Raw genomic sequence first — 20,623 nt, forward strand, 5'->3', positions numbered from 1 at the left:
CTCCCTGATACAAGGTTGGTATGGCGGAACCGGGGTTCCTGCCAGATAAAATGAGGATGATCCCCCCTCATGTGTCTGATATCGGCAGACCGGAAGCAACGTTTAGCCTTGGAGGAAAATATTCACGCAGGGAAATTACCTGCGGCCCGCTGCGGGAGGTCAGGCGCTTGATATCACAATGAAGTTACTTTCAGCACACAAAGGCGATAACACCTCTGTTTTTTGGCCGATAGAATATTTCACCATTCTGTCTGCCGGTGAGGGTTGCCGGCACCGGCAAGTGCAGGCCGGACGGCGTGATGATGTTCACCCGGCGGTGACTTTGCTATCATCAGCAGCATCAGCGCCTGTCAGTGGCAGGTTTACTTATTAAGAACAAGAGGTTAGAGAAGCATATGGCCGTAGTGGGAATCTTCTTCGGGTCCGATACCGGAAACACGGAAAACATCGCCAAAATGATCCAGAAGCAACTGGGCAACGATGTTGCCGAGGTGCACGACATCGCCAAAAGCAGCAAGGAAGATCTGGAAAAGTTCGACATCCTGCTGCTGGGCATCCCGACCTGGTACTACGGCGAAGCGCAGTGTGACTGGGATGATTTCTTCCCGACGCTGGAAGAGATCGATTTCGAAGGCAAACTGGTGGCCCTGTTTGGCTGCGGTGACCAGGAAGATTACGCCGAGTATTTCTGTGATGCGATGGGCACCGTGCGTGACATCATTGAACCGCGCGGCGCGGTACTGGTCGGCCATTGGCCAACCGAAGGCTACCATTTCGAAGCCTCCAAAGGGCTGGCCGATGACACCCACTTTATCGGCCTGGCCATTGACGAAGACCGTCAGCCGGAGCTGACCAACGAACGCGTTGACGCGTGGGTCAAGCAGATTACTCAGGAGCTGAGCCTGGCGGAAATCCTCGGTTAATACCCCCGGCCCCGGCGGTTGATTTTCAACCAAAAGGGCCCTGTTTCCCCTGCCCGGCACCGAAATATTGGCTACAAGTTTGTAACTTTATCCAGTATCGGGGTACACTGGGCCCCGCGTATTTCCTATCCATCAACGTGTTGCAAAAGTAGCCCGCAACCCGCACAACGCAAGCAGGCGGCGTTTTCATTTTGAGCGGCTCAGTTCTATAATGAGACGCAACTAAAACCTTTGCGCCGACCGATGTCATAGGCTGTATGCCTAAACGTGAATAGCATAGTAACAGGACAGAATCCGCATGACTGACAACAACACCGCATTAAAAAAGGCCGGCCTGAAAGTCACGCTTCCGCGACTCAAGATCCTGGAAGTGTTACAAGATCCGACCTGCCACCACGTCAGTGCGGAAGATCTTTATAAGAAGTTGATCGACATGGGCGAAGAGATTGGCCTGGCCACGGTATACCGCGTGCTGAACCAATTTGATGACGCCGGCATTGTCACCCGCCACAATTTTGAAGGCGGTAAGTCAGTGTTCGAACTGACTCAGCAGCACCACCACGATCACCTGATCTGCCTGGATTGCGGAAAAGTGATCGAGTTCAGCGATGAATCCATTGAGATTCGTCAGCGTGAAATTGCCAAGAAACACGGCATTAAGCTGACCAACCATAGCCTCTACCTCTATGGTCATTGTGAAGCGGGCGATTGCCGCGAAAACGAAGGATTGCACGAGAAGTAATCGCTGCCTGGGGCACCCGGTGCCCTTTTGCCGTTGCAGCCGAAAAACCGCATTGATGCGGTTTTTTTTCGCCCTTTTTCCGGCGGCCCCGCCCTGTGGCGATAAAAAAGCCCCGGTTTGCCGGGGCCATAATATTGCGCTGCACTGTCGCGTTATGCGGCGTTACGTCAGAGCCCGACCTGCTCGCTGCGCCCGCTGCGTTTGCCGTCCGGGCTGAGGGTACGCACCCAGACGCCTTTTTCCACGCCCGGTTTGGCCTCTGCCCGGTATGTCTGCCAATTTACGCCGTCCTGTGAATACTGGATGGTGAGGCCCGGCAGTGACACATTGGCGTCAAGCTTACCGTTTACGATGCGTGCGCCGGGTACCGGCAGGCGATAGGCGACGCCGTGACGATCCAGCTTCGCGATCTCGCGCTGCCCCATCAGGTTGGCGAAACGCTGCCAGTCCGCCGCCAGCTTATCGCGGTTAACCCAATGGGTTTTGCCGCCCTGGTACTCCCGCCCGGCTTTGTACGGCAGTTCCCAGTCTGCACGGTGCCAGGCGCGCTCGGCCAGCACCATCAGGCGCGGATAGATACGGTATTCCAGGTCACTGTCGGTGCGGATGGTTTCGCTCCAGGCCTGCCCGGACATGCCGTGCGCGCCCGGCCACGGGGCATCGCCGCGGGCGGTAAAGGCGTTGCCGTCACGGTCAACGGAGGTTTCGGCGTTCTGCGGCAGGTTGTCCGGCGCGAAGCTGAAGATCTTGGCCTCATCGCTGGCGCGCGTGGCCCAGTAGTAGCCCGGCTCACGCGCGCTGACCTCATAGGGTTTGTCAAAGTAGAGGTAATCCGGGTTGGAGAGCGTAATTTCATACCCTTTGGCTGCCCATTCCCCGGCGCTCTGCGCACCGCCCCAGTAGAGGGTGTCCCAGAAATTGACCCCCACCCGCGACGTGGCGAAAGCGCGGGCATCTTTCGCATCTTTCAGGCCATCCTGCCAGGCCTGCATCCGGTCAATGCCGCGCGCCTTGACCAGCTTGCTGACCTCTACGGCAAAATAGCTGGAGAGGTGATCAAACGCCGCCACTTTCCCGGATTTCACCAGCGCCTGACAGACAGTGGATTTTGACCACGGCTGATCCTCTTTACTCAGGTCGATGGCCCCTTTCGCCGGGTCTGCCGGGGCATTCAGGTCCTGATACCCCGGCCCAAGGCGGATGTTTTTCGCCTCATCCCCGCCAAAGTGCCAGGTGGTGAGCGGTTGCCCCGCTTCCTGGTGCATCGCAGCAATTTCGCTTACCACTTTATCCACAAAGCGCAACGACGACGGCAGGCACGGGTTGAGGTAACTGCGGCGATCGTAATACTGCACGGAGGTGGTATTGGAGGTGTCCGTCGGGTCGAGCAACCGGTAAGCCCCCGCCTCTTCAGGTTTACCGGCCTGTTGCAGCCGCTGGTAGCGCGCCTCCATGGAGACAATCGCCGCCCTGGCGTGGGCAGGCATGTCTATCTCCGGGATGACGTTAATCTGCCGTGCCTGCGCATACTTCACAATCTCGATATAGTCCGCCCGGCTGAAATAGCCGCTGCCGTTATTGTCGCTGTAGGGGCCGGAGCCGAGTTGCGGCAACAGGCAACGCGTCTCCGTCAGGTCATGGCAGCGTTTGCTGCCGATCTCTGTCAGCTCCGGCAAACCAGGGATCTCAATGCGCCAGCCTTCATCATCCGTCAGGTGGAACTGGAAAGTGTTGAGCTTATAGGCGGCCATCTCATCCAGCAGCCGCAATACCGCGGCTTTGCTGTGGAAGTTGCGGCCGACGTCCACGTGCATACCGCGGTAAGGGAAACGCGGTGCGTCCGCGGCAGTGAGTTGGGCGATGCGTTTTTCGCCCTCCACCGGCACCAGCGACAGCAGCGACTGCACACCATAGAAGACGCCGCTGTGATCAAAGCCCACCACGTCTACCCCGCCCTCACCAATGGTCAGCCGGTAAGCGCCTGCCACCGCCAGTTTGCCGCTGAAGGCCGTACTGTCGATGCGGGTGCGGAGCGGGTAGCCGCCGGGCTGCGCCGGCAGGCCCAGCAGCGCCATACGCGCGCGTAACGCCTGTTGCGACGGCACCGGCAGCGCCGCCAGGTCAGCCGCCAGCCCGTTATTCAGCAGCACATCGCCTTTGTTGATCTTCACCTGTAACGGCGTCGGGATAATCTGCCCGCGCAGCGAGGCGGCGGCCATCGGCGCGACATCACGGTTTTTCACAAAGCGGGTATCCGGGGTCATCGCAATATTGTTATCTTCCGGTGCGCGCTTCAGGTTCGCCGGGGTGATCTCGCCGACAAACTGCGAGACGTCTTCGGTATCGGTATTACGGATGATTTTCGGTTCGGCATCGTCAGCGGTGACATACCAGCGCGGCATAATGTCGCTGTTGGCGACCTGCCAGTACTCGACCACCATCGGGATGGCCGTGCGGCCGCCGGCCGGGAAACCCTTGAAGGCCGCCGTTGGCGTCAGGCGGTGCAGGTCGCCGGTCAGGCGGGTGACGGAAAACTGCGGATCGGTGACTTGCAGCACCTGCCGGATGCTGTGGAAGTAGATCGCCCAGTTGTGGTCATTCACCGCCTCGCCGGGGTTGGTCAGCGTCAGCGTCACGGTGTTGCAGGAGGCCCAGTCCGCCCCCAGGGCGCGGCAATCCGTGCCGTGGCGGTTGGCCTGGTTGTCCTCTATCTGATAATTCAGAGTGAAACGGCTGATATCATCGACCGTTTGCTGGCTCGCCTGTGCCGGTGCGGCGACCATCAGCGAGGCCACCGTGGCCGCCAGGGTGGTACGTAAGAAATGTGTTTTCATGCTGAACCTCATCCATTAGCGGGCAGGCATGTCGCCCGGCAGGGCATTCATGCCACAGCCGCGCGGTTAAAATACGGTGAACGGTGCGATCACCATAAATTTGATGTCTTTTTCGTCCTGGAAAATGTTGCCGTAGCCGCCACTCCAGCTCGGCAGGTTTGAGTGGTTGTTGTATTGGGTGTAATGCAGCTTGATCTGGGTATCTTTCGCGCGGCCATCCTGCACGGTGTAGACCGCATCCAGGCTCCAGGCGCTCTCTTTCAACCGCTGGCTCTGGTCATACACCGGGTTGGTACTGGGGCGGGCGTCCCAGGCGTAGACGTAGGAGCCGCCCACCGACAGCCCCGGCAGTTGCCATGTTTTCAGGTCAACCATCACCCCGGCGTACAGCGCTTTTTCGCCGTTGGCGTTGAAGTCTGAGCGGTTATCCCACCAGATATCCAACCGGCCGTTTGAGGTGGCGTACGTCGGCGTCATACGTTGCAGGAAGTAGCCCTGGTTCCCTTCCGCTTTTACCCAGGTGCCCTCCAGCCGCCAGGTCGCCGGGCCGGTGTCATAACCGAATGTCAGCCCCTGTAACCACGCCAGCCCGTCATACAGGCTGTTGGGATCGTTTTTATCGCCGAGGCGATCTTCCGCACCGTAAAACTGGTAGCTGGTGGTGAGCGGGCTGCCGGCGATATCGATCTTGTAAGATCCTTTCAGGAAGTATTGATCGACATAGCCTTCCGCTTGCCCATAGGCCGCCTCCAGGATGAAATCGTTTTTGAAATCATATTTGGCACCGATGGAGTGCAGGTAATCCACCGGGGTTTGCTGATCCGCCTGACGGAAACCGTCAGTCTCCAGATGCCAGGGCGCTTTGTATTCATCCGCCCACATGTAGGAGAAGCTCAGTTCACCGGTCTGCTGGAAATCCCGGCTGTACCCCGCTTCAATGCCGCGATAGGTGCCCGGCATAAAACTCCAGTGCGGGGCCAGCAGCGTCTGCCCTTTTGGCTGGATATAACCGGCCTGCGCCCAGACCCCGTGGGATTTGAACTTGGCGGCCGCCCGGTAAATACTGACGCCGCTTTTGTCACCGCTGTAATCCTCTTCATAAGCGCGGTTGCTGGTTGAAAACGCGATTTCGTTGGGGTGCCCGCTGGCGCTGCTTTCTGCCAGCTCGACGGCGGTGAAGGCGGCCAAATCCAGGCCGAACATGTCCCAGGCGTAGCCGGAACTGAAATCGAGGTTAAAATTGGCCGTCGCGTGTGACAGGTTAGTGGCGTAGCGATCGTAATCAGGGTTGTTGAGGGTAGTGACCGAGCCATCCGGCTGGGTGACGGTCTTTGTCGGGCTGAGATCTTTGCGGTCGCGTTCACGTTGCCAGTAATAGAGGCCGCCGGACAGGGTTGAATCATCGATAAACCCTGCCGCGCTCACCGCCGGGGCATATCCCCCGGCACTGCCCGCCATCAGGCTGGCGATCACGATTGCCGGCCCCCTGCGCTGTCTGGTTGGCGTTACCATAGCAATTCCTCTTTGACAAAAAATAGATAAACCGGCTGAAAATCAACCGGTAAACAGGCCGTAATGTGGCTTGTCTGAAGCGTTCAGACAGGTGTTAATCTATTTTTCGCATCGCGAATTATCAATGCAGTTTATGAGGGAATGTGTAGGTTTATGACAGGCGGCACAAAAACAGTGCCAACGCACGCTGTGCCTGAAATGGCTTATCACTTCAACAATATAGGTGGGATTGAAGATATAGTTCAGGGTAATGGATAAGGGGGAAACAGGCTCACTGAGAAATGTGATCTCACGGGGAAACGGGCATTTCCTGCCGCTTAATTTCTGATGAAAATAATGTCAGGTAAAAAAAGCGCGGCTGACGCCACGCTTTTCAGACACAGGGTTACCCGTCAGGCAGTGGCTTTCGCCGCCCAGGTATCACGCAGGCCCACGGTGCGGTTAAACACCAGGTGCTCCGCGCTGGAGTAACGGCTGTCGGCGCAGAAGTAGCCTTCACGCTCGAACTGATACGCCACTTCCGGTTGTGCTGTCGCCAGTGACGGCTCAACAAACCCGTGGGCAATCACCAGGGATTCCGGGTTAATGGTGGAGAGGAAATCCTCCGCCAGGCCTGGGTTCGGCTCATTGAACAGGCGGTCATAGAGACGGAATTCCGCCGGCACCGCGTGCGCCGCGGAGACCCAGTGGATCACGCCTTTCACTTTGCGGCCGTCTGCCGGGTCTTTGCTCAGGGTTTCCGGGTCATAGCTGCAGAAGATCGTGGTGACATTACCTTGTGCATCTTTCTCAATGCGTTCCGCTTTAATCACATAGGCGTTACGCAGGCGCACTTCTTTGCCCAGCACCAGACGCTTGTACTGTTTGTTGGCTTCTTCGCGGAAATCAGCCTGATCGATGTAGATTTCACGGCTGAACGGCACGTCGCGGTTGCCCATCTCCGGTTTATTCGGATGGTTCGGCATGGTGACGTTCACTTCGGTGCCGGCGTCAAAGTTTTCAATGATCACTTTCACCGGGTTAATGACGGCCATCGCACGCGGCGCGTCTTCGTTCAGCTCGTCACGGATGCAGGACTCCAGCGCCATCATCTCGACGTTGTTGGTCTGCTTGGTGACGCCGATACGGCGGCAGAACTCACGCACTGCGGCGGCCGTGTAACCCCGGCGGCGCAGGCCGGAGATGGTCGGCATACGCGGGTCGTCCCACCCTTCCACGATATTCTCCGTCACCAGCAGGTTCAGCTTACGCTTGGACATGATGGCGTACTCAAGGTTGAGACGCGAGAACTCGTACTGACGCGGGTGGCAAGGGATGGTGATGTTGTCCAGCACCCAGTCATACAGGCGGCGGTTGTCCTGGAATTCCAGGGTACACAGCGAGTGCGTAATGCCTTCCAGCGCATCGGAAATGCAGTGGGTAAAGTCATACATCGGGTAGATGCACCACTTTTTGCCGGTCTGGTGGTGTTCTGCAAATTTAATGCGGTACAGCACCGGGTCGCGCATCACGATGAACGGCGAGGCCATGTCAATTTTGGCACGCAGGCAGGCTTTGCCTTCCGCGAAACCGCCGTTGCGCATCTTCTCAAACAGCGCCATGTTCTCTTCGACGCTGCGGTCGCGGTACGGGCTGTTTTTGCCCGGCGACGTCAGGGTGCCGCGGTATTCACGGATTTCATCCGGTGAGAGTTCATCCACATAGGCCAGACCCTTGCCGATCAGCTCCACCGCATAGGCGTGCAGCTGGTCAAAATAGTCAGAGGAGTAACGCACCGCGCCGCTCCACTCAAAGCCCAGCCATTGCACGTCACGCTTGATGGATTCCACAAACTCGATGTCTTCTTTGACCGGGTTGGTGTCATCAAACCGCAGGTTGCATTGGCCCTGATAATCTTTCGCAATGCCAAAGTTCAGGCAGATCGACTTGGCGTGGCCGATATGCAGATAGCCGTTCGGCTCAGGCGGAAAACGGGTATGCACAGTGTTGTGTTTACCGGATGCCAGATCTTCGTCAATAATCTGACGAATAAAATTTGTTGGGCGGGCTTCAGCCTCACTCATCTCTTCATTCCTCTATGCGAAAGCACTACTGATAACCGCTTATGTTCCAACAAGCCACGCTGGGACACAACCGTTTGTTGCAGAAAAACCGGCGGGCGCGGCCACAAACAAAAAAACGGGAGAGGATTGCTCCCCTCCCGTTTTCACGTTGCTGAAAAAGCGGGTGTTTACTTGCCTTGCAGATCAATCAGTTTAGTCTGGCCTGCCACCACCTGGCCGCTGGCCAGCGTTACCACGGCGGAGAAATCATCCGCGTTGCTGACCACCACCGGGCTAATCATGGAGCGCGCATTGGCGTTCAGATAGGCCAGGTCGAGTTCCAGCACCGGCTGCCCGGCGGTGACTACCGCGCCCTCTTCCACCAGGCGGGTAAAGCCTTTGCCGCCCAGTACCACGGTGTCGATCCCCATGTGCACCACAATTTCCGCACCGGATGCGGTTTCAAGGCAGAACGCATGGTTGGTGTTGAAGATCTTCACCACGGTACCGGCCGCCGGTGACACCACGGTACTGCCCGTGGGGCGGATTGCCACACCGTCGCCCACGGCACCGCTGGCAAACGCTTCATCCGGCACATCAGACAACATCACCACCTCACCGGTGATCGGTGAAACCAGGCTGTCTACCACGGCTTTGAGGTTCGGCGTCGCCTGCGGCTGTTTGACCACGTTCACGACCGGCTCATTACCGGTGGCGCCCCCGGCAGAGGCAGCGACCGGGCCGGCCGCCACCAGACGTTTCATGGTGTCCGCGATGGACTCCGCTTTCGCCCCGACAATCACCTGAATACTTTGTTTGTTAAGTTTCACCACACCGGATGCACCCAGGCGTTTGCATTCGGCATCATTCACCCGGCCCGCATCTTTTACAGTCAGGCGCAGGCGGGTAATACAGGCATCAATCCCTTTCAGGTTATCGGAACCGCCAATCGCGCTGATGTAGCTGCGGGACAGATCCGTTAACCCCTCTTCTGTATTGCTGTTAGTGGTCGGGCGGGCGATCGCGGACTCATCTTCACGCCCTGGGGTTTTCAGGTTGAACATGCGGATCACCGCGCTGAACACCACGAAATAGATGGCAAACGCCACCAGCCCCATCACCAGCAACATCCAGACATTGCTGCTGGCGGCCGGCAGGTTATACATCAGCGCGTAGTCGATGGCCCCGGCAGAGAAGGAGAACCCGGCGTGGATATCCAGCGTGGTGGCCACAAACAGGCTGATACCGGTCAGCAGCGCATGCAGTAAATAGAGCAGCGGTGCCAGGAACATAAACAGGAATTCCAGCGGCTCGGTGACGCCGGTCAGGAAAGCCGTGACCGCTACAGAGAGCAGCATCCCGCCCACCATCGGGCGGCGCGCTTTCGGGGCCGCCAGGTACATCGCCAGCGCCGCACCCGGCAGGCCGAACATCATGATCGGGAAGAAGCCGGACATAAACATCCCGGCGGTGCCGTCACCGGCGTAGAAGCGGTTGATGTCCCCGTGGAATACCGTCCCGGCCGCGTTGGTGAAATCACCAATCTGGAACCAGGCGATGGTGTTCAGCACCTGATGCAGCCCGGTCGGGATCAGCAAACGGTTGACGAACCCGAAGATACCGGCCCCCAGCGCGCCCGCAGAGACGATCCACTCCCCACCGGCACGGATGGCATCCTGCACCGGCGGCCAGACGTAGCCGAAAATGGCGGCCAGGATCAGGCAGAAGAACCCGGTGGCAATCGGCACAAAGCGTTTGCCGCCAAAGAAGCTGAGGAAATCCGGCAGCTTGATGTCAGACCAGCGGTTGTAGACCATCCCGCCCACCAGCCCGGTGATGATGCCGGAGAGCACCCCCATGTTCACCGCCGGGTTGATGGTGACCATCGCTTTGGTCAGGACAAAATAACCGACCGCACCGGCCAGCGCCGCAGAACCGGCATTGTCTTTGGACCAGGTGGACGCCACACCGATGGCGAAAATCAGTGCCAGGTTATCGAAGATTGCCCCGCCCGCCTGGGCGATAAAAGGCATGTTGAGTAAGTCCGGCTGGCCGAAACGCAGTAACAGCGCGGCAACCGGCAACACGGCGATAGGTAACTGTAACGACCTACCTAAACGTTGAAAAAACCCTAGAATATTCACCATTTCCCCCTATATGTCCGCTGCCGGACGATGCAAGCAGTGTCAGCACGCAACGACTACTCTTAATCTGGTTAAAGCAACTGCTACGCGGAGTGTAAAAAAATTAATTCGTATCGCAAATTAAAAGCAGGGATTTTGTGATAATAATCACCTTAAATCACATTCCGCCCGGCAAAATGCTGGTCATGCCTGAAAACTTATTTTATGATTCAAAAAATCAAGGCAGCCTGAGGCTGTACCGGTACTTACGCACCGGAGCCGGTTTGGCCGGCCTTCCGGCTTTCGCGCTAGTATATCTTTATTTCAAGCATTTAAGAGGTGAATGATGAGACTGATCCCCCTGAAATCAACGGCTGATGTGGGCAAATGGGCGGCACGGCATATTGTTACCCGTATTAACGCATTCAAACCCACGGCCGATCGTCCGTTCATCCTCGGCCTGCCGACCGGCGGTACCCCCCTTGAAGCCTATAAACACCTTATTGCAATGCATAAAGCAGGCCAGGTGAGCTTTAAACATGTGGTCACCTTCAATATGGATGAGTATGTCGGGCTGCCGCAGGAACACCCGGAGAGTTACCACACCTTTATGTACCGCAACTTCTTTGACCACGTTGACATCCCGCACGAAAACATCAACCTGCTCAACGGCAATGCAGACGACGTAGAGGAAGAGTGCCGCAATTACGAAGCGAAAATTAAGTCTTACGGCAAGATCAACCTGTTTATGGGCGGCGTCGGCAATGACGGCCATATCGCCTTCAACGAACCGGCCTCTTCCCTGGCGTCCCGCACCCGCATCAAAACGCTGACGGAAGAAACGCGCATTGCCAACTCCCGTTTCTTTGGCGGCGACGTCAGCCAGGTGCCGAAATATGCCCTGACCGTGGGCGTCGGCACGCTGCTGGATGCCGAGGAAGTGATGATTCTGGTTACCGGTCATCTGAAAGCCCAGGCGCTTCAGGCGGCAGTAGAAGGCAACATCAATCACATGTGGACCATCAGCTGCCTGCAGCTGCACCCGAAAGCGGTTATGGTGTGTGATGAGCCGTCCACCATGGAGCTGAAAGTAAAAACCGTGAAATATTTCCGCGAGCTGGAAGCGGAAAACATGAAAGATCTGTAATCTCTGCGACGGCCGCCGGCGATACCCGCCTGCGGCAGTGCAGACAGTAATCAGTAGAAAGAATGTAATCAGGGGGCACAGATGTACGCGTTAATTCACGGGCGGCTTTATACCGGCCACGATGTTCTTGATGGCCATGCTGTCGTGGTTGAAAACGGGCTGATCAGCCGGGTATGCCCGGAAGCGGAGTTGCCGGCAGGCATTGAAACCCGCGACCTGGGCGGCGCGAACCTGGCTCCCGGCTTTATCGACCTGCAACTCAACGGCTGCGGCGGTGTGCAGTTCAACGATTCGCTGGACGCCATTTCCGAAAAGACACTGGAGATCATGCAGAAAGCCAATGAGCGCTCCGGCTGCACCAGTTTCCTGCCGACCCTCATCACCTGCAGTGATGACTATATGAAGCATGGTATCGCCGTGATGCGCGCTTACCTGCAAACCCACCAGAATCAGGCGCTGGGCCTGCATCTGGAAGGGCCGTACCTTAACCCGCTGAAAAAAGGCACCCACAACCCGGATTTCATCCGCACCCCGGATGACGCGATGATCGACTACCTGTGTGACAACGCCGATGTGATAACCAAAGTCACGCTGGCACCGGAACGGGTTGATGATGCGGTGATCCGCCGCCTCTCCGCGGCCGGTATTGTGGTGTCTGCCGGGCACTCCAATGCGACGTACGATGAGGCGCGCAAAGGCTTTGCCGCGGGGGTGACGTTCTCCACCCACCTGTATAACGCCATGCCATACCTGACCGGCCGTGAGCCGGGCCTGATGGGGGCGATTTTTGATACCCCGGACGTTTACAGCGGCATTATTGCTGATGGGTTACATGTGGCGTGGGCCAGTATCCGTAATGCCAAACGGCTGAAAGGTGACAAACTGGTGCTGGTCACAGATGCCACCGCCCCGGCGGGCGGCAATATTGATCAGTTCATTTTTGCCGGTAAAACAATATACTATCGCGACGGGCTGTGCGTGGATGACAACGGCACGCTGAGCGGTTCTGCATTGACCATGATTGAAGCCGTGCAGAACAGCGTTGAACATGCAGGCATCGCCCTGGATGAGGCCCTGCGAATGGCCACGCTGTATCCGGCGCGGGCGATTGGCATGGACTCTGCGTTAGGCACGCTGGAGGCGGGCAAGGTCGCTAACCTCACCGCATTCGATCGTGATTTCCATATCACCAAGACCTTCGTCAACGGCAACGAAGTGTAACCATGAGCGGGTAATGTGTAGATGACCACCGGCGGACAGACACAAATCGGAAATGTTGATCTGGTTAAGCAATTAAATGGCGCCGCGGTCTACCGCCTGATCGATCAGCAAGGGCCCATTTCACGCATCCAGATTGCGGAGCTGAGCCAGCTGGCCCCGGCCAGTGTCACGAAAATTACCCGCCAGCTGCTGGAGCGCGGGCTGATCCGCGAAGTGGATCAGCAAGCCTCCACCGGCGGCCGCCGCGCTATCTCCATCATCACTGAAACCCGCCATTTCCACACCCTGGCCGTCCGGCTGGGCCGCCACGACGCCACCCTGACCCTGTATGACATGAGCGGCAAGGCGCTGGGCGAAACGCACTCTGCCCTGCCCCAACGCACACAGGAAACGCTGGAAGAGGCGCTGTGTGAGGCGATTGCCGCCTTTATCGACCAGTACCAGCGCAAAATGCGTGAGCTGATTGCGATTGCGGTGATCCTGCCCGGCCTGGTGGACCCGGAAAAAGGTGTGGTGCGCTATATGCCGCACATCAGCGTCCATAACTGGCGGCTGGTGGACACCCTGCAACAGCGCTTCAACGTGACCAGCTTTGTGGGCCATGACATCCGCAGCCTGGCACTGGCCGAGCACTACTTTGGTGCAACGCGCGACTGCGAGGACTCCCTGCTGGTCCGGCTGCATCGCGGCACCGGCGCAGGCATTCTGGTCAATGGCCAGATTTTCCTCGGCAGTAACGGTAACGTAGGGGAAATCGGCCATATTCAGGTTGACCCGCTGGGTGAGCGCTGCCATTGCGGCAATTTTGGCTGCCTGGAAACCATCGCAGCCAACGCCGCGATTGAGAACCGGGTGCGCAACCTGCTGACCCAGGGCTACCCCAGCAAACTGACGCTGGACGATTACAGCATCAGTGCCATCTGCAAAGCCGCCAACCGCGGCGATCCGCTGGCTACTGAAGTGATTGAAAATGTGGGCCGTTATCTGGGCAAAGCGATCGCGATTGCCATCAACTTATTCAACCCGCAAAAAGTGGTGATTGCCGGGGAGATTACCGAGGCACAGAAGGTGTTGCTGCCGGCGATTCAGGCGTGCATCAATACCCAGGTGTTGAAAGATTTCCGCAAGAATCTCCCGATTGTCACCTCTGAGCTTAACCACCGTTCCTCTATTGGTGCCTTTGCGCTGGCAAAGCGCGCCATGCTGAATGGGGTGCTGCTGCAACGTCTGCTGGAGTCCTGATGCTCCCAGAACGCCACGCTGGCCTATACTGTTGACCTTCACGCCTGAATACGACTCGCCGTGTGCGGGCCGTTTTTTTCAGGCCGGGCACGTTTGACCGTATCGCGGTTAACCCTGGAGCTTTCAACCCGTATTGCCTTCAACTTCCTATGAGTACGCAAGCCTATGACGATAAAAAATGTGATTTGTGATATTGACGGCGTGTTGATGCACGACAATACCGCCGTACCCGGTGCAGATATTTTTCTGGCGCGCATACAGGAACAGGGAATGCCGCTGGTGATCCTGACCAACTACCCGTCACAGACAGCGCAGGATTTGTCGAACCGCTTTCTGGCTGCCGGCATTGAAGTGCCTGACACCGCCTTTTTCACCTCGGCTATGGCCACCGCTGATTTTCTGCGCCGCCAGGAGGGGAAAAAAGCCTTCGTTATTGGGGAAGGCGCCTTAATTCATGAGCTGTATAAAGCCGGTTTCACCATCACTGACATCAACCCCGATTTCGTCATCGTGGGGGAAACCCGCTCCTATAACTTCGATATGATCCATAAAGCCGCCTACTTCATTTCGAATGGAGCACGTTTTATCGCCACCAACCCGGATACCCACGGGCGCGGCTTTTTCCCGGCGTGTGGGGCGCTGTGCGCGCCGATTGAAAAAATCACCGGCCGCCAGCCTTTTTATGTGGGGAAACCCAGCCCGTGGATTATCCGCTCGGCCCTGAACCAGATGCAGGCGCACTCTGAGGAAACGGTAATTGTCGGCGATAACCTGCGTACCGATATTCTGGCCGGTTTTCAGGCCGGGCTGGAAACCATTCTGGTGCTTTCCGGCGTTTCCACCCTGAGTGATATTGATGCCATGCCCTTCCGGCCAACCTGGATCTACCCGTCTGTCGCAGAGATTGATGTGATTTAACCGCTGGGTCTGGCCCGCCGGCCAGGCCGCACTTTTTCTTTTCCCCCTTTTTTGCCGCTTCCCGCCTTGCCCTGCCAAAAATTGCATAATCGATAATTTATCTGCCTTAAAAATCATAATCCGCTAAAAATTCAGGGTGGCCGATGAACTATTTTTCCCTCTGACGCTAAATCTCTTGCATACCCTGCGGGTTTTGGCGCATGTTCTTTATCAGACCCGCAGCCAGGGTGTCTGCCACGCAACACCCCCCTGATAACCGGCTGCCTCACAACATCATTACCGCCCGAGAAATGCGTTAGGAGAGTTATATGTGTTCTATTTTTGGTGTGCTCGATATCAAAACTGACGCGGCTGAACTGCGTAAAAAAGCGCTGGAGCTGTCCCGTCTGATGCGTCACCGTGGCCCGGACTGGTCCGGCGTCTATGCAGGTGAAAAAGCCATTCTGGCGCATGAGCGTCTCTCTATTGTGGACGTCAACACCGGCGCACAACCTCTCTATAACGCAGCACACACCCATGTTCTGGCGGTAAACGGTGAGATCTATAACCATCAGGCACTGCGTCAGGAGCTGGGCGACCGTTACGCCTTCCAGACCGGTTCTGACTGCGAAGTGATCCTGGCGCTGTATCAGGAAAAAGGGCCGGCATTCCTCGACGAATTGCAGGGGATGTTCGCCTTCATTCTGTATGACACCGAAAAAGAAGCTTATCTGGTGGGCCGTGACCACCTCGGCATCATCCCGCTCTATATGGGCCATGATGAGCACGGCAACCTGTTTGTTGCCTCTGAGATGAAATCTCTGGTGCCGGTCTGCAAAACCATCCAGGAGTTCCCAGCGGGCAGCTACCTGTGGAGCCAGGACGGGAAAGTGCAGGAGTATTACCGTCGCGACTGGTTCGAGTTCGACAACGTCAAAGACAACACCACCGATGCCGCTGCCCTGCGTAACGCACTGGAAGAATCGGTGAAAAGCCACCTGATGTCTGATGTGCCGTACGGCGTGCTGCTCTCCGGCGGGCTGGACTCGTCCATTATTTCGGCGATTACCAAGAAATTCGCCGGCCGCCGGGTAGAAGATGACAACCGCAGTGAGGCCTGGTGGCCCCAGCTCCACTCCTTCGCCGTCGGCCTGGAAGGATCGCCGGATCTGCGCGCAGCCAAAGACGTGGCCCGCCACCTCGGCACCGTGCACCATGAGATCCATTTCACCGTGCAGGAAGGGCTGGATGCGATCCGCGATGTTATCTACCACATCGAAACCTATGACGTCACCACCATCCGCGCGTCCACGCCGATGTACCTGATGTCACGTAAAATCAAGGCGATGGGTATCAAAATGGTGCTCTCCGGCGAAGGGGCCGATGAAGTCTTCGGCGGCTACCTCTACTTCCATAAAGCGCCGGACGCTAAAGAGTTCCATGAAGAAACCGTGCGCAAACTGCTGGCGCTGCATATGTATGACTGCGCACGCGCCAACAAAGCGATGTCTGCCTGGGGCGTTGAAGCCCGCGTGCCGTTCCTGGACAAGAAATTCCTGGACGTGGCGATGCGCATCAACCCGAAAGACAAAATGTGCGGTAACGGCAAGATGGAGAAGCATATCCTGCGGGAGTGTTTCGAATCTTACCTGCCGGAAAGCGTTGCCTGGCGGCAAAAAGAGCAGTTCTCCGACGGCGTGGGTTACAGCTGGATCGACACACTGAAAGAAGTAGCGGCGCAACAGGTCACGGACCAACAGCTGGAAACCGCCCGCTTCCGCTTCCCGTACAACACGCCGGTGTCCAAAGAGGCTTACCTGTACCGTACGGTCTTTGAAGAGCTGTTCCCGGTGCCGAGCGCCGCGGAATGTGTGCCGGGCGGCCCGTCGGTGGCCTGTTCGTCTGCCAAGGCGATTGAATGGGATGAATCCTTCAAAAAGATGGACGATCCTTCCGGCCGTGCAGTAGGTGTTCACCAGTCAGCCTATTAAGGGGTAAACCCGCCGGGAATTTCCAATAACGGGCCGCTTACGGCCCGTTTTTTATGGCACAATTGCGTGATAAATGACACTTTTTGCCGATTTTCTCCGCAGACTGTTCATAAGCCAGACAAACAGAAGCGGGATGCCGTTTTTCGTTAAAAAACTTGTTGACGCAATTCGGTCATATCCGCATAATGCGCCCCGCAACGCCGACGAAGGTAACGCGAAAAAAGATGGCTACGTAGCTCAGCTGGTTAGAGCACAGCACTCATAATGCTGGGGTCACAGGTTCGAATCCCGTCGTAGCCACCATCTTTTTTGCGGGAGTGGCGAAATTGGTAGACGCACCAGATTTAGGTTCTGGCGCCGCAAGGTGTGCGAGTTCAAGTCTCGCCTCCCGCACCATTTCTATCCAGGCGTTGTAACGGATGGGGTATCGCCAAGCGGTAAGGCACCGGTTTTTGATACCGGCATTCCCTGGTTCGAATCCAGGTACCCCAGCCATTTCTTCTTCGGAAGAAGCATAATTTGTGTTGTTAACTCCTGTTGGGGTATCGCCAAGCGGTAAGGCACCGGTTTTTGATACCGGCATTCCCTGGTTCGAATCCAGGTACCCCAGCCATACAACACTTGCAATTATGTTGTGATTATGAAATAGTAAGTCATTGTTATAGTAGAAGTTGTTTTTATCTGAAACAGTTTCAACGCAGTAACAGAACACGCAATACAATTTGGCTACGTAGCTCAGCTGGTTAGAGCACAGCACTCATAATGCTGGGGTCACAGGTTCGATTCCCGTCGTAGCCACCAAATTTTTGGGGTATCGCCAAGCGGTAAGGCACCGGATTCTGATTCCGGCATTCCCAGGTTCGAATCCTGGTACCCCAGCCAAAAAAAAGTAAAAAGCTCGCTTCGGCGGGCTTTTTGCTTTTCTGCGCTCAGCAAGGAAATGGCTCAGGCAGAAAGCCGGGACGCTTCCCGGCCTGCCCTGCTGTCAGAGTCCCAGCGCGTAACGCAAGGCGCGATTTTTCAGGCTGCCGCCACGCTGCGCCGCCATCAGCGCAGCGTTACGCAGCATCCGCACCGGGGCCAGATCGTTACTGAAGGCGGTATAGAACAGATCCATACCGCTTTGCATCATCAGGTTATCGACTTTGCGGCGGCGCTGATAGCGCATCAACACCGGCTCACCGGCCCACGCTTCGCCCCGTTCACGCGCTGCCGCCAGCACGTCAATCAATGCCTCCACATCGCGGTAACCGAGATTCACGCCCTGCCCGGCCAGCGGATTAATGGTATGCGCTGCATCCCCAATCAGGGCGACGCCGGGGCGGACATAGTGTTGGGCGTGGCGGCGGACCAGCGGGAACGCACCGGCCGCCAGCGCAGTGACATTGCCGACCCTCTCCGGGAAGGCCTGCTGGATCTCCCGGCTGAGCTGGGCCATCGGCAGCGATTGTAAATACCGGATGCGGGCCGGGCTGTCGTACCAGACCAATGACGCATAGTGGCCGGACAGCGGCAGAAAGGCGCGTGGGCCGCTGGGGAAAAACTGCTGCCAGGTGACATCCTGATCCGGCGCGGCGGTTTTCACACTGATCAACATACAGGACTGGCGATACTGCCAGCCGTTAATGCCGATACCGGCCAGTTGCCGCACCTGTGAATTCGCGCCGTCCGCGCCGATGACCAGCTGCGTCGTCAGCGTCTGGCCATCCTGTAGCGTCAGCTGCCAGCCGTGCGGGGTTTTCTCCATGCTTTTTAAGCTGGCCGGGCAATGCAACCGGATAGCCGGCTGCTGTTCCACCTGCTGCCAGAGCGCCCGCTGGAGCACCGTGTTTTCCACCATATACCCCAGCTCCGGCAAGCCCAGCGCCGCGGCATCGAAAATCACCTCTGACCCCGGCATCTCCCAGGTTTCCAGCCGGCGGTAAGGCGCACTGCGCATCTGTGCCACGTTTTGCCAGGCACCCAGCCGGGTCAGGAGCGCGACCGAGGTGCAGCCCAGCGCGGAGATGCGCAAATCAGGGGCGCTCTGCGGGTCAAACTCAGGCGGGGCTGCGTGTTCCAGCAATGCCACGCTAAACCCCTGCTCAGCCAGCCCAAGGGCCGCCGCGGCGCCGACCATGCCGCCACCGACAACGGTAATGTCGGAATGCTTATCTGAATTGTTCATAAAGGCCAAATACCCGTTTGTGATCGCGTCTGCACGAAGTGTACCGGATTTTTCTGTTAGCATCAGGCGCAAGGCGGTTTTCCTCTGCTGGTCACCACCGCAGTGAGCGATTACACTAGGCGCCCTGCACACCGAGCTTATTCGGGAAGCTTTTTCTTCTGCATTGAGTAATGGCAAGTCAATGACAAAAAAACTGCATATTAAAACCTGGGGCTGTCAGATGAATGAGTACGATTCATCCAAGATGGCTGACCTGTTGGGAAGCACTCATGGTTATGAGCTGACAGAACATGCCGAAGAGGCCGATCTTCTGTTGCTGAATACCTGTTCCATCCGTGAAAAGGCGCAGGAAAAAGTCTTCAACCTTCTCGGCCGTTGGAAATTACTGAAAGAAACCAACCCCAACCTGATTATCGGGGTGGGTGGCTGTGTGGCATCGCAGGAAGGGAAACATCTCCGCCAGCGTGCGCCCTGTGTTGATATCGTGTTCGGCCCGCAAACCCTGCACCGTTTACCGGAAATGATCAACCAGGTCAGCGGCACCCGCAGCCCGGTGGTGGACGTCAGCTTCCCGGAAATCGAGAAGTTTGACCGCCTGCCGGAACCGCGGGCCGATGGCCCCACCGCTTTTGTCTCCATCATGGAAGGGTGCAACAAATATTGCAGCTTCTGTGTGGTGCCTTACACCCGTGGTGAAGAGGTCAGCCGCCCGAGTGACGACATCCTGTTTGAAGTGGCACAGCTGGCAGCGCAGGGCGTACGTGAAGTCAACCTGCTGGGGCAGAACGTCAATGCTTACCGCGGGCTGAATTATGACGGTTCGGTCTGTAGCTTTGCCGAGCTGCTGCGCCTGGTCGCTGCCATTGACGGCATTGACCGGCTGCGTTTCACCACCAGCCACCCGATTGAATTCACCGATGACATCATCGATGTGTACCGCGACACGCCGGAGCTGGTCAGCTTCCTGCACCTGCCGGTGCAGTGCGGCTCTGACCGCGTGCTGATGATGATGAAACGCGCGCATACGGTGCTGGAGTATAAGGCGATCATCCGTAAGCTGCGCCAGGCGCGGCCGGACATCCACCTCAGCTCCGACTTTATTGTGGGCTTCCCGGGGGAAACCGCCGCTGACTTTGAACAGACCATGAAGCTGATTGCTGAAGTCAATTTTGATGTGAGCTACAGCTTTATCTACTCTGCCCGCCCCGGCACACCGGCGGCAGACATGGTGGACGATGTCAGTGAAGACGAGAAAAAACAGCGCCTCCATATTCTGCAGGAGCGCATCAACCAGCAGGTGATGCAGTTCAGCCGCCAGATGGTCGGCACCGTGCAGCGTATTCTGGTTGAAGGCACGTCACGCAAGAGCCTGATGGAGCTGAGCGGCCGCACAGAAAATAACCGTGTGGTTAACTTCGAAGGCACCCCGGATATGATCGGCAAATTCGTGGATGTTGAGATTGTCGATGTGTATGCCAACTCACTGCGCGGCGTGGTGGTACGCACCGAAGCGCAGATGGATCTGCGCATTCACGAGTCACCGTCAGCGGTGATTGCCCGTACCCGTAAGGAAAATGCGCTGGGCGTCGGGATCTACCAGCCCTGATAAGGCGCTGGCCAGGCTGCAGGGCGCCTGAGGCGCCCTTTATTTTTTTAGCGATTTGCCGCACTTCTTCCCCGCAACTGAAACTATCTTGCAGCAGGCCATTTAATTTTTCGATTTGTGCCGCATATTCATACTCCGGGTCCGCAGCATCTCTTGCCAGAAAGAGGAAGAAGCGG

General features: G+C 57.1%; 13 protein-coding genes and 6 tRNA genes. 14 read left to right on the top strand and 5 right to left on the bottom strand.

The features are described 5' to 3' along the window. Positions 1–395: 395 nt before the first annotated feature. Both fldA and fur read left to right on the top strand, forming a co-directional pair. Entirely contained in the window at positions 396–923 is a 528-nt protein-coding gene (fldA, locus tag CYR52_RS01850; protein WP_072926287.1) for a flavodoxin FldA, read from the top strand. Positions 924–1,221: 298 nt separating this feature from the next. Further along, positions 1,222–1,665, top strand: a complete 444-nt coding sequence (gene fur / locus CYR52_RS01855; RefSeq protein WP_072926289.1) for a ferric iron uptake transcriptional regulator — start codon at positions 1,222–1,224, stop codon at positions 1,663–1,665. Between the two features lie 167 nt (positions 1,666–1,832). Here the strand turns inward: fur and CYR52_RS01860 are convergent, their stop codons facing one another. The 4 genes from CYR52_RS01860 to nagE form a co-directional block, all read right to left on the bottom strand. Further along, positions 1,833–4,499: a beta-N-acetylhexosaminidase gene (locus tag CYR52_RS01860; RefSeq protein WP_101827858.1), complete on the bottom strand. Its 2,667-nt coding sequence runs from the start codon at positions 4,497–4,499 to the stop codon at positions 1,833–1,835. Between the two features lie 66 nt (positions 4,500–4,565). Continuing rightward, positions 4,566–6,011 (bottom strand): chitoporin ChiP, encoded by a 1,446-nt coding sequence (gene chiP, locus CYR52_RS01865; protein WP_101827859.1) that lies wholly within the window; start codon positions 6,009–6,011, stop codon positions 4,566–4,568. Between the two features lie 392 nt (positions 6,012–6,403). Next, positions 6,404–8,074, bottom strand: coding sequence for a glutamine--tRNA ligase (gene glnS, locus CYR52_RS01870; protein ID WP_072926294.1), 1,671 nt, complete (start codon positions 8,072–8,074; stop codon positions 6,404–6,406). Positions 8,075–8,241: 167 nt separating this feature from the next. After that, positions 8,242–10,197 (bottom strand): PTS N-acetyl glucosamine transporter subunit IIABC, encoded by a 1,956-nt coding sequence (gene nagE / locus CYR52_RS01875; RefSeq protein ID WP_072926890.1) that lies wholly within the window; start codon positions 10,195–10,197, stop codon positions 8,242–8,244. A gap of 325 nt (positions 10,198–10,522) precedes the next feature. Here nagE and nagB point away from each other — a divergent pair, with 325 nt between their 5' ends. From nagB to CYR52_RS01930, 11 genes are all read left to right on the top strand, one after another. Next, entirely contained in the window at positions 10,523–11,323 is an 801-nt protein-coding gene (nagB, locus tag CYR52_RS01880) for a glucosamine-6-phosphate deaminase (RefSeq protein ID WP_072926296.1), read from the top strand. Between the two features lie 81 nt (positions 11,324–11,404). Next, entirely contained in the window at positions 11,405–12,544 is a 1,140-nt protein-coding gene (gene nagA / locus CYR52_RS01885) for an N-acetylglucosamine-6-phosphate deacetylase (RefSeq protein WP_101827860.1), read from the top strand. 21 nt (positions 12,545–12,565) lie between these two features. Next, positions 12,566–13,786, top strand: coding sequence for a DNA-binding transcriptional regulator NagC (gene nagC, locus CYR52_RS01890; protein ID WP_072926300.1), 1,221 nt, complete (start codon positions 12,566–12,568; stop codon positions 13,784–13,786). Positions 13,787–13,951: 165 nt separating this feature from the next. Beyond that, the gene (locus CYR52_RS01895) at positions 13,952–14,704 is read left to right on the top strand and encodes an HAD-IIA family hydrolase (RefSeq protein ID WP_072926301.1); all 753 of its coding nucleotides are present in this window, start codon (positions 13,952–13,954) and stop codon (positions 14,702–14,704) included. A 308-nt stretch (positions 14,705–15,012) separates the two neighbouring features. Then, positions 15,013–16,674 carry an asparagine synthase B gene (gene asnB / locus CYR52_RS01900; protein WP_072926303.1) on the top strand — a complete coding sequence of 554 codons (1,662 nt, stop codon included), beginning with the start codon at positions 15,013–15,015 and terminating at the stop codon, positions 16,672–16,674. A 226-nt stretch (positions 16,675–16,900) separates the two neighbouring features. Further along, a tRNA-Met gene (locus CYR52_RS01905) sits at positions 16,901–16,977 on the top strand. Between the two features lie 8 nt (positions 16,978–16,985). After that, positions 16,986–17,070, top strand: a tRNA-Leu gene (locus CYR52_RS01910). A gap of 24 nt (positions 17,071–17,094) precedes the next feature. Beyond that, positions 17,095–17,169 (top strand) — tRNA-Gln (locus CYR52_RS01915). A gap of 43 nt (positions 17,170–17,212) precedes the next feature. Next, positions 17,213–17,287: transfer RNA gene (locus CYR52_RS01920), tRNA-Gln, on the top strand. Positions 17,288–17,398: 111 nt separating this feature from the next. After that, positions 17,399–17,475: transfer RNA gene (locus tag CYR52_RS01925), tRNA-Met, on the top strand. A 6-nt stretch (positions 17,476–17,481) separates the two neighbouring features. Continuing rightward, positions 17,482–17,556, top strand: a tRNA-Gln gene (locus CYR52_RS01930). A 103-nt stretch (positions 17,557–17,659) separates the two neighbouring features. Here the strand turns inward: CYR52_RS01930 and ubiF are convergent. After that, complete coding sequence (gene ubiF, locus CYR52_RS01935; protein ID WP_072926305.1) at positions 17,660–18,841, bottom strand: 3-demethoxyubiquinol 3-hydroxylase; 1,182 nt, start codon at positions 18,839–18,841, stop codon at positions 17,660–17,662. Positions 18,842–19,022: 181 nt separating this feature from the next. Between ubiF and miaB the strand changes: the two genes are divergently transcribed. Beyond that, positions 19,023–20,447, top strand: a complete 1,425-nt coding sequence (gene miaB / locus CYR52_RS01940) for a tRNA (N6-isopentenyl adenosine(37)-C2)-methylthiotransferase MiaB (protein WP_101827861.1) — start codon at positions 19,023–19,025, stop codon at positions 20,445–20,447. The last annotated feature ends 176 nt before the right edge of the window (positions 20,448–20,623 follow it).

It is taken from the genome of Chimaeribacter arupi (assembly GCF_002858805.1).
Lineage (GTDB): Bacteria > Pseudomonadota > Gammaproteobacteria > Enterobacterales > Enterobacteriaceae > Chimaeribacter > Chimaeribacter arupi.